We start from the raw sequence: 13205 nt of genomic DNA, 5'->3' as shown, positions 1-13205 counted from the left end.
ATAGTTATTGGTCAGGCTTGCCAGTGATTTTGGCTGGTCCGACTTGATGCCGCACCAAGCCTCAACGTTCTTGCATTCGGCGCTCAGCGCCACTACGTCATTTCGAGCAAGCGAGGATTTGCCATGTCGACCGGACCGAACCGCATTCTCGATGAATTCGCCAAGCTGATGACCGACGCCGCCGGTGCCGCCCAGGGCGTGCGCCGTGAGGTCGAGACGGCCTTCAAGGGGCAGGCGGAGCGCATCCTCAATTCGATGGATGTGGTGCAGCGCGAGGAATTCGAGGCCGCGCGCGAGATGGCCGCCAAGGCCCGGGACGAGAACGCCAGGCTTGCTGCCCGCATCGAGGCGCTCGAAGCCAAGCTCGCCGAATTGGCCGGTGATGCCGCACCAGCGGCGGCGGCGAAGCCTCGCGCGAAAAAATAATCGTTAAACTTTTCCACATAGTCCGATCCTGAAAATCGCTTTGCCGTGAATCGCTTAACGGCATTGCATGAATCTTTGTGACAGCGCCTTTCCACATGCGAATGCCGCAGTGCGAAAAATTGGGCTGTTCACGCGACTCCCGATCAATAGACTGAATTTGTTGCATGATTCGAAGCAGGGTCATGCGGCCGGGCGGTGGGGTCCGGTCTGGGGTCTTTGCGTCGAGAAGTCCTGGCCGTCCGAGTTCTAGATCAGATTGTTCGTCGTGTGTGCCCGCGGAGCGTGAGGCGCTCCCCTGAACACAGGAAGCATTCCATGGAACTTCTCGAACTCGAATACTCCCGCGAAATCCATCCGGTGGATGTTATCGAGCAGGTGGCCCACAACAATGACTGGTCCTTCGAACGGGCCGGCGATGACGAAATCTCGATCTCGGTCGCCGGCAGCTGGACCGACTATCACGTCTCCTTCTCCTGGATGGAGGATTTCGAGGCGCTGCATCTGGCCTGCGCCTTCGACATCAAGGTGCCGGAGACCCGCGCGCTAGAAGTGATGCGGCTGTTGTCGCTGATCAACGAGCAGATGCTGTTCGGCCATTTCGACCTCTGGGAGCAGGAAGGCGCGATCATGTTCCGCCAGTCGCTGCTTCTGGCCGGCGGGGTCGAACCCTCGAGTCAGCAGGTCGAGGTGCTTTTGTCCTCGGCGCTTGAAGCCTGCGAATGCTATTTCCAGGCTTTTCAGTTCGTCGTCTGGTCGGGAACCTCGGCCAAGGACGCGCTGGCCGGTGTGCTGTTCGAGACCTACGGCAACGCCTGAGCGGTACGTGAATGAGTGCAAGCAAAGAGCGTAAGCCCGAGATCAGTTTTGCCGATTTCGATCGTGTCGACATCCGCGCTGGCACGATCGTCGAGGCCGAACCGTTTCCGGAAGCGCGCAAGCCTGCCTTCAAGCTGAAGATCGATTTCGGACCCGACATTGGGGTGAAGAAATCATCGGCGCAGATCACCAAATACTATACGCCCGAAAGCTTGATTGGCCGGCAGGTGTTCGCCGTGGTCAATTTCCCGCCACGCCAGATCGGGCCGTTCATGTCGGAAGTGCTGACGCTCGGTTTTCCCGATGAGGAGGGCGCCGTCGTGCTGGGCGCCATCGAGCGCAAGGTGCCGGATGGCGGGCGGCTCTTCTAGGATCAGCGAGCAGGCTGGGGCCGAAACGCGCCGAGAATCGTTCCGACCGTAGCGGCTGAGAGCACGAGGTGCAGAACATCGAACGGCCAGGCGAGTGCGAAATGCATCAGCATAAGGCTCAAGAAGGAGGGCGACGCGGCATCCGCGGGAATTAGGATCAAGCCTGCAGCCAGGATCAGCCCGTATTTGAGTATGGCAACGATCGCGAGAACGATGAACATTATGGCGACAAAACGCAGATGATTGCCGTCGAGCGCACGCCAGCAGCCGATTGGATCGAACGATCCCGTCCAGAGAAAATCGCCGACGAACAGATACGTCCAGGCAAGTACCAAACCACCCGCGAACAGGTTGAAGACGCCCATCGCCGACGCCCAAGGCGCGATGTCCTCAGGGCCGAGCGGCAGGTCATGCGTGGCCAACAGGCCGGCAACAAGCAGTCTGTGTTCGCCGGCGACCGCAAAGCCGCAAAGAAGCTGGATGGCCGCGAGAAGCAACGCAGCCAGGAGGATCCGCTGGCCGAGCTCGAAGCGCAGGCCAGGGATAGCGAAGTGTTTGACGCTTTCTATGCCGCGCCGGAAAACGACGCGGCCAGGCTCGGGCGCGTTTGCCATGCGGTCGAGAACGAATGCAAAGACCATCGCCGAGAACGGCGCGGCAACAATCGGAGAAAGCCACGTCCAGGGCTCAAAGCCTCGCGATAGAAGCCAGAGAAGCCAGGCGGGCGCCTGCCCCTCGGCAAAAAGAACGAGGGCAAGCGCCGTCAGGCAGAGCGTCGTCAGAAAGCAGGGAAACCAGGCGGCCACAAAGAGTGGCCAGGCATTCGCACGGCAATAGCCCAGCACCCTCGCAACGGTCTTGCTGATGCGCAAGACGCGACGCTTCGGCGATACGGCAGGCGCTTCGTCCAGCGTTGAAATCGACGTCAATCCCGCAGGAACTACACGCGGAATAATGCACCGCAAGGAACTGTCGCGCAAGCTCTCGCAAGGAGCGCGCTCGCGGGGTCAAAGCTAACCGGCGCAAGATCTCCCGGTGCATCTCAACAACTTCACGCGGAAGACTTGTCCAAAGGCATTGGCAAGTTGCCGAAGTTCCGGATTTTCTGAGGGAAAAGCAGGAGTGGCGGCATTGAAGAGGTCACACAACTGCTGCCGTCAGGCGGCAAGTCTCCGCGGCATCCCCAGCGCTTCCTCGACCGTGTCGAGAAACATTTCCGCACAGGCCTTCCAGCTGTAGCGCATGGCGCGTTCTCTGGCCTGCCCGCGGTCGACCTTGAGGGCGGCGAGTGACGCCTCGCGCAGATCGTTCGAGACCGCCCCGCCAAAGCCGTCGCCGACAATGTCGATCGGCCCGGTCACCGGATAGGCGGCGACCGGCGTGCCGCTGGCCAACGCTTCGATGATGACGTTGCCGAACGTGTCGGTGCGGCTGGGAAAGACGAAGACATCGGCCGAGGCGTAGATCTCGGCCAGTTCGTCATTGGGGCGGTGACCGAGGAAATGCGCCTTGGGATATCTTGCCTTCAATTTGGCGAGTTCAGGTCCTTCGCCGACGATCACCTTGCTGCCGGGCAGGTCGAGGTCGAGGAAGGCGGAGAGGTTCTTTTCAATGGCGACACGGCCGACGCAGAGGAAGACTGGGCCGGGGAAGCCGAGGTCCTTGCGCTTGTCCGGGCGGAAATGATCGGTGTCGACGCCGCGCGTCCACGGCCGCAGCTTGTTGAAGCCGCGCGCCGAAAGGTCGTCGGCGAGCGACTGGGTGGCGACCAGCGTGCCCTGGCCGGAATTGTGGAAATCGCGCAACCAGCGATAGGCCCAGCTTTCCGGCACCGGCAGGCGGGCGCTGAGATATTCGGGGAAGCGCGTGTGATAGCTGGTGGTGAACGGCCTGCCGGCATTGCGGCAATAGCGCCGCGCCATGATGCCGAGCGGCCCTTCGGTGACGATGTGGACGTGGTCGGTCTTGTAGGCATCGATCAGGCGCGCGACATGGCCGGGCGTGGTCAGCGCCAGCCTGATGTCGGGGTAGGTCGGCAGAGGCAGTGTGCGGAAGATGTTGGGGGTCAGGAAATCCACCGCGACGTCGAAGGATTTCAGCGTTTCGGTGAGCCGCTCCAGCGTGTGGACGACGCCGTTGACCTGCGGGCGCCAGGCGTCGGTGACCATCAATATGCGCATGGCGGCCCTTTGCTGGAAAGGTCGACGGTTGCCTTGAGGCGATGCCGGAACGGCGACCAGCCGGCCGCCCGCGCTTCGCTCCAGCGCACCCGGGCGGGTACGGTGTCGAAGTGAGGCGGCTGGGCCGAATCAACTGTAGTCGCGCGTTTCATGCGCGCTCTTCACCATGATTTCATGACGAGCGGATGAAGCAGCCCTTTTTGGGAGCATGATCTTGTCCGAAAACCGGTTTCCACTTTTCGGGATCATGCTCCGCCTAGGCCGGAACCTTGATGACGGCGCGCAGGCCGCCGAGCGGACTGTCGTCGAGGGTGATGTCGCCGCCATGGCTGCGGGCGATGTCGCGGGCAATCGACAGGCCGAGTCCGGTGCCGCTGGCATCGAGGTTGCGGGCCTCGTCGAGCCGCACGAACGGCTTGAACACGTCCTCGCGCCTGTCCACCGGGATGCCGGGACCGTTGTCGTCGATGGTGACTACAAGCGAGCCACGGCCGTGATTGGCGCTGACCTCCACCGTCTTGGCATAGCGGAAAGCGTTGCCGATGACGTTGGACAACAGCCGGGCGAAAGCATTCGGCCTGACATGCACGGTCGGATCGCCGGAAAGCGTCGTCGACAGCTTGCATTTGCGCAAGGCAGCTTCGTCGTTGAGCTTTTGGAAATAGGCTTCGAGATCGAAACGTCCCGGATCCTCCGAGGCCTCGCCACGGGCAAAGGCGAGATAACCCTCCAACATCGACTGCATGTCGTCGATGTCCTGGTTGAGCGCCGCCTTGGTCTCGGCCTTGCCGCCGGCCAGTGCCAGCTGCAGCTTGAAGCGGGTGAGGATAGTTCTCAGATCATGGCTGACACCGGTCAGCATGGCGGTGCGCTGGTCGATCTGGCGCTCGATGCGCTCGCGCATCTGGATGAAGGCAAAGCCGGCGCGGCGAACCTCCTCGGCGCCGCGCGGGCGAAAATCGCGCGGCATCGGCCGGCCCTTGCCGAAGCTTTCTGCGGCCTCGGCGAGCGTCAGGATCGGCCGGATCTGGTTGCGCAGGAAGGGGATGGCGATCATCAGCAGCACCAGCGAGGTGCCGACCATCCAGATCAGGAAGATGTGGGTGTTGGAGGCATAGGCCTGGCTGCGGCGCACGAAGACGCGCAACACCTTGTTCTCGAGCTGGACACGCACCTCGACGATGTTGGAATTGCCGACGGTGTCGATCCAGAACGGCCGGTTGATCTGGCGGGTGATCTCTGACGAGAGAACGTCGTCGAGGATCGAGAAGAACGGTTTTGGACCGGGCGGCGGCAAGGGATCGGGCGGCAGCAGATCGACCTTCAGCTGCATGCGGTCCTGGGCGATGCGGATGATGTTGGCGTAGTCGGCGTCGTGCGGATAGGTCTCGATCAGGTCGATGATGGCGGCGATGTCGCGCACGGTGGCCTGCGACAGGCGCTGCGTCACCGTTGCCCAGTGGCGCTCCATGAAGACGAAGGCGACCACCGATTGCAAAAGGATCATCGGCGCGATGACGATGATCAGCGAGCGCGCATAGAGCCGCTTGGGCATGTAAAGCGAAACGAGGCGCCAGAACCGGTTCCAGATGCGCGGCACCGCCTTGAGCGTTCGCGTGGCGCGCGCGCTCAAGCCGTCATTTCCCGGCTGTTCCAGTTCCGTGGTCGCCATTGGCTCTTTTCATCCGTCGGCGGCCATTCGGGCGCGGCCGGTATTCTATTCCACGCTGAGCCGATACCCAATACCGCGCACGGTCTGCAGCCAGACCGGGTTGGACGGATCGCGCTCGATCTTGCGGCGCAGCCGGTTGATCTGCACGTCGATGGTGCGCTCGCCGACTTCCGAATCGTCACCGACCAGTTCGTGGCGCGGGATGGTTTCGCCGGCCCGTGCGGCAAAGATCGCCAGGATCTCCTGCTCGCGGTCGGTCAGCTTCAGTGCCTCGCCGCCGCGCTTCAACTCGCGCCTGGCGATCTGGAACGTGTAGGGGCCGAAGACCAACTGTTCGACCTTGGGCGTCGTCGCCGGGCCGCCGCGGCGCAGGATGTTGTTGATGCGCAGGATCAGCTCGCGCGGGTCGAAGGGTTTGGGCAGGTAATCATCCGCGCCGGCCTCGAGCCCCGAGATGCGGCTGTCGGTTTCCGACAGCGCCGTCAGCATCAGGATCGGCACGTTCTTTTCGGCCCGCAGTGATTTGGTGAGGTCTACGCCGGTCTCGCCCGGCATCATGACATCGAGCACAAGCAGGTCGAAGTCGAGGCCGGCAAGCTTGCGCCTGGCCTCGCCGGCATTGCCGGCGACGGTGACGCGAAAGCCGTTCTCGGTCAGATACTGCTTGAGAAGATTGCGGATGCGGGTGTCGTCGTCGACCACAAGCAGATGCGGCGCGTCGTCGTCCGGTGCGACCGCCTGATCGACCCTCTCAGTGCTCTCCATGGCTTTTCCCTGACATTTTTGCGGACCCAACGTCGATCTGAGCTCTCAGTTCCGGATTAACCATCGCTTCGAGGAAGCGTTCCACCAAGGTCCGTTCGGTGGCGCCGCAATCTTCCAATGCAGCACGGATGCGGCGCGACTGTGGCCGTGCCAAGGCCAGCGCCAGCGCGCGGCCCTTCGCCGTCGGATAGAGCTCCCGCTGCCGGCGGTCGCGCGGGCCTTGCAACTGCACGACATGGTCGGTGTCGATCAGTTGCTTGAGCACGCGCGCCAGGCTCTGCTTGGTGATCTTCAGCACGTCGAGCAATTCGGCAACCGTCAGGCCCGGCCGGCGGTTGACGAAATGCAGCACCCGGTGGTGCGCGCGGCCGAAGCCGTAATCGGCCAGGATCTGATCGGGATCGGAGGTGAAGTCGCGGTAGGCGAAGAAAAACAGCTCGATGATGGCGAAGTCGATGCCGTCCTCGACTGACATCGCGGTCCTGATCGGTTTTCCGGCAGCTGGGCTTCGATCCGTCATCATTTCTCCATGGGAACAGGAGATTATGTCAGTACTATTGACGTAATTTCCCTGCAATGGTAATTTTTGACAAGCTTTTGGGCGGATTGCGAACGAAAAGGCAAGGCAGGCCGGTTTTTCCGGAACTTCCTGAGTTTGCCAGAGCGCCATTATCCGCTTACGCTTCGCAACACCGGCCGGCGTCTCCAATCACCTGGCGCGGCCAAAAAGAACACGCAACGACACTAGGATATGCGGGTCGCGGCCCGCGGGAGGTTATCATGGCATCCGTTCCCTTCGATCAGCTGGACGGCTTCATCTGGATGAATGGCGAGTTCATCCCGTGGGGCGACGCCAAGATCCATGTGCTGACGCACGGTCTGCACTACGCCAGCGCGGTCTTCGAGGGCGAGCGCGCCTATGGCGGCGAGATCTTCAAACTCAACGAGCACACCGAGCGCCTGCATGAATCGGCGCGCCTGCTCGGTTTCAAGATTCCCTATTCGGTGGCCGAGCTCAACGATGCCTCGACCACGCTGTTGAAGAAGCAGGGTTTCCAGGACGCTTATGTCAGGCCGATCGCCTGGCGCGGCAGCGAGCAGATGGGCGTCTCGGCGCAGAACAACCGCATCAACTGCGCCATCGCCATCTGGCAGTGGCCAAGCTATTTCGATCCGGCGCAGAAACTGAAGGGCATCCGCCTCGATGTCGCGGAGTGGCGCCGGCCCGACCCGCGCACGGCGCCGTCGAAGTCGAAGGCCGCCGGCCTCTACATGATCTGCACCATGTCCAAGCATGCCGCCGAAGCCAAAGGCTATGCCGACGCCATGATGCTCGACTGGCGCGGCCAGGTCGCGGAAGCAACCGGCGCCAACATCTTCTTCGTCAAGGACGGCAAGATCCATACGCCGAAGCCCGACTGCTTCCTCGACGGCATCACCCGCCGCACGGTCATTGGGCTGGCCAGGGATCGCGGCCTGGAAGTCATCGAACGCGCCATCCTGCCGGAAGAACTCGAAGGCTTCGAGCAATGCTTCCTGACCGGGACGGCTGCGGAAGTAACGCCGGTGTCGGAAATCGGCCCTTACCGATTCGAGGTCGGTGAAATCGCCAAGAACCTTATGAATGACTATTCTGCCGCGGTTCAGCCCAAGCACGCGATCGCCGCAGAATAACGATAGTCACAGCTTTTCGCGCAAGCAGGGGCGGTTTTCGAGCCGCCCCTTTTATTTCAGCGTTTCTGCATTTGACTTTCATCCAATTCGGCGTCTCATGATGGTGTCGGCCCGGGAGGCTGGCAGCTATGGAGGGACTAATCATATGGACATGAACACGCTTCTTCCGATCATTATTCAGGTGATTACAGGCGTCATCGGTGGTCAGGCGATCGGTGTTGCGCTCAAGAACGCGGCGATGGGTCAGCTTCCCAAGATCCTGGGTGGTGCCATTGGCGGCGTCGGCGGCGCGGCGATCCTCGGCAGCCTGCTCGGCCACGGCACGATCGACCCGGCAGCGGCAGCGGCGGCGACGAGCGGTCTCGGCAGTGCGCTCAACCTCAACAACATCGTTGGCGGCGCCGGCGGCGGCGCGATCCTGACCGGCATCATCGGCGCGGTCATGGGCGCCATGAAGAAGTAAGCCTGACGATTTCAGGCTTGTTCAAATGGGCGGCTTCGGCCGCCCATTTCCGTTTCTGGGGCGACTGACTGTTCGTCTTTCGAGGGGTGGACGCCTTTCGCCGACACCTCTACATCACGCCGAGACATTGAAAGGACGATCATGGGTCAGCTCAATGCCGGCATCGTGCCGGTCACACCGTTCCAGCAGAACTGCACCATCCTGTTCGACATGGACGACAAGCACGGTGTCGTCGTCGATCCGGGCGGCGACATCGATAAGGTGCTGGCGGTGCTGAAGGACAATGCGATCACGGCCGAAGCGATCTGGATCACGCATGGCCATATCGACCATGCCGGCGGCGCCATGGAGCTGAAAGAGGCGCTTGGCATCGACATCATCGGCCCGCATGCCGCCGACAAGTCCTTGCTCGACAATCTGGAGAACCAGGGCAGGCGTTACGACATTGCCGGCGCGCGCAACTGCGTGCCCGACCGGTTCCTCACCGAGGGCGAGACCGTGTCGTTCGGCGGCCACGTGTTCGAGGTGCTGCATTGCCCTGGCCACGCGCCCGGCCACGTCGTCTACTACAACCGCGCGGCCAAGTTCGCTCATGTCGGCGATGTGCTGTTCCGTGGCTCTGTCGGCCGTACCGACCTGCCGGGCGGTGACCATGCGACGCTGATCGCCTCGATCAAGGACAAGCTGCTGCCGCTCGGCGACGATATCGGCTTCATCTGCGGCCACGGGCCTGGCGGCCGCTTTGGCGAGGAGCGCAGGACCAATCCGTTTCTGACCTGAATCTCGACACACCCGGGCAACAACAAAAAAGCGCTGGCCTTGCGGTCAGCGCTTTTTGTTCTGGGGCAGGGAAGCTCTGAAGCGCTTTAGCGCTTCAGAATTCTGTTTGGTGCAAGTCGTTATCCCAAAACCGCTGCGCACTTTTGGGCGACATGCACTCAGTTTGCGGTGCAGAAATGCTGCTCGCCGTCATTGCCGGTGAAGGTGCCGGTGCGGGAGTTGAAGGTGCGGTAGCGGTCCGAGCAGTACTCGTACCAGTCGCGCGTCCACGGCTCGGCATAGCGATCGGCATAGACCACCCGCGGCTCCGCATAGTAGCGACGGACCGGTGCCGGGCGGATCCGCACGTCACGATCGTAGTAACCGTCATTGTAGTAGCCGTCATCGTAGTAGCGGTTAGCGTCAGGCGGTGGCCGGTCATTGGCCAGCGCGCCACCGATCAGGGCGCCGGCGGCGAGGCCGAGCACGCCGGCGGCAATGGCATCGCCGTTGCCGTGGTGGCGGTGATGGCGCCATTCATCGGCGTTGGCGCGGGCAGGGCCACCAGCATGGTGGCCGCCACGGCGGCGGACAGCACGGCTGTCTTGAAAATTCTGTTCATCTTGGTCTCCTTCGTACCGGGCCGTGCAGTTTTGCAGGGGATGCGGTCCGGCTTTACCCAAGGCTAATATGCGACCGTGGCTGAACGGAGGCTGAACGGATTTCGACCTGCCGATCCAAGAGAGGCGACAAAAACCAAGCTCGAAATGAGCTGGGCTGCCCTGCTCGGGCCGACAGCATGAAGCCGGCTCAGCCGACAGACAGGTTGACGGCCTTGGGTCCCTTGCCGCGCTTGTCCGGCTCGGTGTCGAACGTTACTTTCTGCCCATCTTCGAGACCGGGAAGACCCGACGCCTGCACGGCCGAAATATGGACGAAGACATCCTTCGCGCCATCGTCCGGCGTGATGAAGCCGAAGCCTTTGGCATGGTTGAAGAATTTGACGGTGCCGGTCTGCGGCATGGGAAGCTCCTTTGATCCCATAAACTCCAGTCTCGGGCCGGCAAATGCCCGAGAGGAAATTTGTCCTTTATTTTAGCGTCATCGGCAAGAGAAAGTTTTGCGGGCGCTTAAAGCGCGTCAAGCCCTTGTTATGATGCACGTCGTCGACCCAAAACCGGATCCGCTTTTTTGCGACATGCATTTCTGCTTTGCCGAGGACATGAAAAAGGCGCGACGAAAATCGCCGCGCCTTCTTAAAAATCTGTCTGCGTGCCCACAGGCTGGGCGAGCTTGGAACCCTCGTTCGCCCGCCGTCAGGGACGCGCGGCGCCGATGGCTCAGGCGGCGCGGAGGTTGACCGCCTTCGGGCCTTTGCCCATGCGGTCCGGCTCGACGTCGAAGGTGACCTTCTGGCCGTCGACGAGCGTGCGCAGGCCCGATGCCTCGATCGCGGAAATGTGGACGAACACGTCCTTGGCGCCGCCGTCGGGCGTGATGAAACCGAAGCCTTTGGTCGCGTTGAAGAATTTAACGGTGCCGGTCTGGGCCATTGGGGAAACTCCTTCACCCGTTCAGTCTTTGGTGGTCCTGCCCGCCACCTGGCGTCGAGGGCAGTTCCCGGTGGTTGCTTCGGCAGTCATGCATTGGCGCATGGTCAAACCCCCCGCCGAAAACGGGGCCGTCAGAGATTCACAGTATCGGGGAAAGGTCGTCCAAAACGTTCCGCTCTCCGGGTCGCAAATGCCCGAACACGGAATTTATCGCACGGAAACGTGAAGGTTGCAAGATAGCGCCGCGGGCCGCCACTGTGGGCGCATCCCGACGCAAGAATCGACCGATCTGAGCGTCGACCGGGCGCAGATAGGCTTGGTTGCGGATCGGGTCATCGGCCCACAGCCACGGTCACGCATAGGCCAGAGGCGGCTAACGACAGCCGTTGCCGATCGCCCCGGTTCCGGACGTCGCTCCCTGTGTGAGGCTGCAAACAGGGGTTGCATTTGACAAGGGAATGGCGAGGATCGGGGGAGGGCGAGGGTCGCGATCCGGGACGGGATCGAGGGAGAGGTTATGAAATTCCTGGCGTCAATTTTCTAGCGGCAAGGGTTTGCCGTGCTGTTGCTGCCGGTGCTTCTGGCCGCCTGCACCGTCGTCGTCGATGACGGGCCTGGACCACGCCCGCATCCACCGCGTCCCGAACCGGAATTCTGCACCAGGCAATATGAGCCGGTCTGTGCCCGGCGTGGCGGCGATCGCCAGACCTTCGCCAATGCCTGCCTCGCCGACCGTGCCGGCTACCGCATCGTGCGCGACGGTCCGTGCCGCGGCGACGGTGATGGCGGTGGCGGTGGCGGCGAAGAGCAGACGTTCTGCACCCGCGAATACGCGCCCGTCTGCGCCCGCCGTCACGGCGAGATGCGCAGCTTCCCCAACGCCTGCGAAGCCCGCGCCGCGGACTACCGCATCGTCGGCGATGGGCCGTGCTGAGGTTTTTCCTTCTCCCCTCGTGAGGCACTTCCGCGAGCGTTGCCTAGCCCAGATAAGCCCCATCGGCAGGCCCGGCATAGAGTTCGCTGCCATGCTCATCGCAGATGCGCAGGCGGTCGGGGATTTGCGGCATGGCCAGGCTGTGGAATAGGGCGGTAGCGCCCTGCAGGGCGGCGCGCAGGGTCGGCGCTTCCAGCGACACCTTGTCGAGTGTTGCTTCCTCGGCGTCGCGCGACCGGTAGAACTCGATGACGAAGTTCAAGCAAGCCTCCGTTGCAGAGCATTGCGTGAGCCTGTTGCGTCAGGTCAGCGCCTGCTCACAGCGGGGCGACGGGGCGCATGCGAAGCGCCCCCGGGCTGTCAGCCCTTGGATTTCGGCTTCAGGCCGCTCTCCGCCTGCTTGACCGATGAGCCGAACGGGGAGGCGGGCTTGGCCACGACCTTGTCCTTCTTCGGCTTGCGCGCTTCGCGATTGCTTCGCTGTTGACCTTTGGACATGGACTGCTCCTTGTGTGTGTTGGCTGGCGTTCGGGGATCTCAGACCGCCGGATTGTTGGCGACAACCGGAGTGTCGACCGGTTCGAGATTGTCTTCCGTGGTGACCCGTTCGTAGGTCTCCTGCTCGCTGCGGATACGGTATTGCGGAGAGCCGTCCTTGACCGGCAGCCTGCTCTTGATCTGGAACAGTTCGGCCGTTTTCTGGACGAGGCCGGTGCGGCTCTTCATGCGTACCGTCTGGCCAATGGCGAAAAGGTGCGAGGGCGTGTCGGTGCGCGGACGCGTATTCTGCTGGAAACGGATCATGCTGCATTCTCCCGGTCGCGCTTCAGCGCGGTTTCGAGTTCGAGGTGGTCGATGGCGATAAGCTGGCTGGTGGTCGGATTCTTCACCGCCCTCGCCGGCAGGTGAATGAAGGTGGCGACGCGGCGCCAGGCAACATGCGACATGCCTTCGATCAGCTCTTCGTCATGATCGATGTCGTAGTCGCCGGCCGGCAACGGTCCTTCCAGGCCACCGAGCGCGAAAGCCGCGGTGAAGTGGGCAATGGAATGGGTGGTGCGGTCCGGCATCGTCCTGGCCTTCGATTGGTTTACGCCTTGGGCGTCAGGTAAAACAGCGGCCTGAAAGCAAAAAAGCGGGGACGAGCCCCGCTTTCCTATTTCCGGCAATCGCTGGAAATGAGCCGCTTTCGAGAGCTGCCAGTACATCCGTGGTCAGCGTTCATCGAATTCGGCCGGATCAGATCAGTTGCAGATTGGCGGCCGACTCGCGGCCCTTGCCGTCACGTTCCAGTTCGAACTGCAGCTTCTGGCCTTCGGCGAGGCCGGGAAAGCCGGCGCGCTCCAGCGCGCTGACATGGACGAAAACGTCCTTGCCGCCATCGGCCGGCTGAATGAAGCCAAAACCCTTCTGGCCATTGTAGAACTTCACGGTTCCGGTGGTCATATCTGTCTTTCGCGGATTGAAAAATCGACGCGCGGCGAATGTGCCGTGCGTCCGGTATCGACGATTTGGAATGAGATTGGCGGGTCGAGAACCTCTGACGCCGCGAGATGCCAATTCTGGCCAAAACGATCTTCTTCATGTAGATC

The 13205-nt window shown here is 62.2% G+C and carries 19 protein-coding genes and 1 pseudogene; 7 read left to right on the top strand and 13 right to left on the bottom strand.

Annotated elements, in window-relative coordinates:
* Positions 1-123: 123 nt before the first annotated feature.
* From HB778_RS06480 to HB778_RS06470, 3 genes are all read left to right on the top strand, one after another.
* Positions 124-426 carry an accessory factor UbiK family protein gene (locus tag HB778_RS06480; RefSeq protein WP_027055368.1) on the top strand — a complete coding sequence of 101 codons (303 nt, stop codon included), beginning with the start codon at positions 124-126 and terminating at the stop codon, positions 424-426.
* A gap of 315 nt (positions 427-741) precedes the next feature.
* Complete coding sequence (locus tag HB778_RS06475; protein WP_027030631.1) at positions 742-1242, top strand: YbjN domain-containing protein; 501 nt, start codon at positions 742-744, stop codon at positions 1240-1242.
* A gap of 11 nt (positions 1243-1253) precedes the next feature.
* On the top strand, positions 1254-1613 hold the full coding sequence (locus tag HB778_RS06470) for a tRNA-binding protein (protein WP_183462433.1): 360 nt from the start codon (positions 1254-1256) through the stop codon (positions 1611-1613).
* Between the two features lie 2 nt (positions 1614-1615).
* Here the strand turns inward: HB778_RS06470 and HB778_RS06465 are convergent, their stop codons facing one another.
* From HB778_RS06465 to HB778_RS06445, 5 genes are all read right to left on the bottom strand, one after another.
* Complete coding sequence (locus tag HB778_RS06465) at positions 1616-2593, bottom strand: hypothetical protein (protein WP_244661837.1); 978 nt, start codon at positions 2591-2593, stop codon at positions 1616-1618.
* Positions 2594-2770: 177 nt separating this feature from the next.
* A complete protein-coding gene (locus HB778_RS06460; protein WP_183462431.1) occupies positions 2771-3793 on the bottom strand; it encodes a glycosyltransferase family 4 protein in 1023 nt (340 codons plus the stop codon).
* A 256-nt stretch (positions 3794-4049) separates the two neighbouring features.
* The gene (locus HB778_RS06455) at positions 4050-5465 is read right to left on the bottom strand and encodes an ATP-binding protein (protein WP_183462429.1); all 1416 of its coding nucleotides are present in this window, start codon (positions 5463-5465) and stop codon (positions 4050-4052) included.
* A 45-nt stretch (positions 5466-5510) separates the two neighbouring features.
* Positions 5511-6230, bottom strand: coding sequence for a response regulator (locus tag HB778_RS06450; protein ID WP_183462427.1), 720 nt, complete (start codon positions 6228-6230; stop codon positions 5511-5513).
* Positions 6217-6750 (bottom strand): MarR family winged helix-turn-helix transcriptional regulator, encoded by a 534-nt coding sequence (locus tag HB778_RS06445; protein WP_183465018.1) that lies wholly within the window; start codon positions 6748-6750, stop codon positions 6217-6219. Before HB778_RS06445 ends, HB778_RS06450 begins: the two co-directional genes overlap by 14 nt.
* A gap of 260 nt (positions 6751-7010) precedes the next feature.
* Between HB778_RS06445 and HB778_RS06440 the strand changes: the two genes are divergently transcribed.
* The 3 genes from HB778_RS06440 to HB778_RS06430 all read left to right on the top strand — a co-directional run bounded on the left by HB778_RS06440 (position 7011) and on the right by HB778_RS06430 (position 9147).
* Positions 7011-7904 (top strand): branched-chain amino acid aminotransferase, encoded by an 894-nt coding sequence (locus HB778_RS06440; RefSeq protein ID WP_183462425.1) that lies wholly within the window; start codon positions 7011-7013, stop codon positions 7902-7904.
* A 145-nt stretch (positions 7905-8049) separates the two neighbouring features.
* Positions 8050-8367: a hypothetical protein gene (locus HB778_RS06435; protein ID WP_095201869.1), complete on the top strand. Its 318-nt coding sequence runs from the start codon at positions 8050-8052 to the stop codon at positions 8365-8367.
* A 141-nt stretch (positions 8368-8508) separates the two neighbouring features.
* Positions 8509-9147, top strand: a complete 639-nt coding sequence (locus HB778_RS06430; RefSeq protein WP_183462423.1) for an MBL fold metallo-hydrolase — start codon at positions 8509-8511, stop codon at positions 9145-9147.
* Positions 9148-9305: 158 nt separating this feature from the next.
* On the opposite strand, the pseudogene HB778_RS06425 reads toward HB778_RS06430, so the two are convergent.
* The 3 genes and pseudogenes from HB778_RS06425 to HB778_RS06415 all read right to left on the bottom strand — a co-directional run bounded on the left by HB778_RS06425 (position 9306) and on the right by HB778_RS06415 (position 10679).
* Positions 9306-9748, bottom strand: a pseudogene (locus HB778_RS06425) (BA14K family protein).
* A 188-nt stretch (positions 9749-9936) separates the two neighbouring features.
* Entirely contained in the window at positions 9937-10149 is a 213-nt protein-coding gene (locus tag HB778_RS06420) for a cold-shock protein (RefSeq protein WP_008877668.1), read from the bottom strand.
* Positions 10150-10466: 317 nt separating this feature from the next.
* Entirely contained in the window at positions 10467-10679 is a 213-nt protein-coding gene (locus tag HB778_RS06415) for a cold-shock protein (protein WP_006202520.1), read from the bottom strand.
* A gap of 559 nt (positions 10680-11238) precedes the next feature.
* Here HB778_RS06415 and HB778_RS06410 point away from each other — a divergent pair.
* On the top strand, positions 11239-11613 hold the full coding sequence (locus tag HB778_RS06410) for a Kazal-type serine protease inhibitor domain-containing protein (protein ID WP_244661836.1): 375 nt from the start codon (positions 11239-11241) through the stop codon (positions 11611-11613).
* Between the two features lie 43 nt (positions 11614-11656).
* Here HB778_RS06410 and HB778_RS06405 read toward each other — a convergent pair whose 3' ends face one another.
* The 5 genes from HB778_RS06405 to HB778_RS06385 all read right to left on the bottom strand — a co-directional run bounded on the left by HB778_RS06405 (position 11657) and on the right by HB778_RS06385 (position 13059).
* Positions 11657-11875, bottom strand: coding sequence for a hypothetical protein (locus HB778_RS06405; protein WP_183462421.1), 219 nt, complete (start codon positions 11873-11875; stop codon positions 11657-11659).
* A 98-nt stretch (positions 11876-11973) separates the two neighbouring features.
* Entirely contained in the window at positions 11974-12111 is a 138-nt protein-coding gene (locus tag HB778_RS06400; protein ID WP_179298059.1) for a hypothetical protein, read from the bottom strand.
* Positions 12112-12150: 39 nt separating this feature from the next.
* Positions 12151-12417, bottom strand: a complete 267-nt coding sequence (locus tag HB778_RS06395; RefSeq protein ID WP_095201862.1) for a hypothetical protein — start codon at positions 12415-12417, stop codon at positions 12151-12153.
* A complete protein-coding gene (locus HB778_RS06390) occupies positions 12414-12683 on the bottom strand; it encodes a hypothetical protein (protein ID WP_183462419.1) in 270 nt (89 codons plus the stop codon). The genes HB778_RS06395 and HB778_RS06390 overlap by 4 nt, the downstream gene beginning before the upstream one ends.
* Positions 12684-12852: 169 nt before the next feature.
* Positions 12853-13059, bottom strand: coding sequence for a cold-shock protein (locus HB778_RS06385; RefSeq protein WP_096449281.1), 207 nt, complete (start codon positions 13057-13059; stop codon positions 12853-12855).
* Positions 13060-13205: the final 146 nt, after the last annotated feature.

The organism is Mesorhizobium huakuii (assembly GCF_014189455.1).
GTDB lineage: Bacteria > Pseudomonadota > Alphaproteobacteria > Rhizobiales > Rhizobiaceae > Mesorhizobium > Mesorhizobium huakuii_A.
This window is presented reverse-complemented; position numbering and strand designations above follow the sequence as displayed.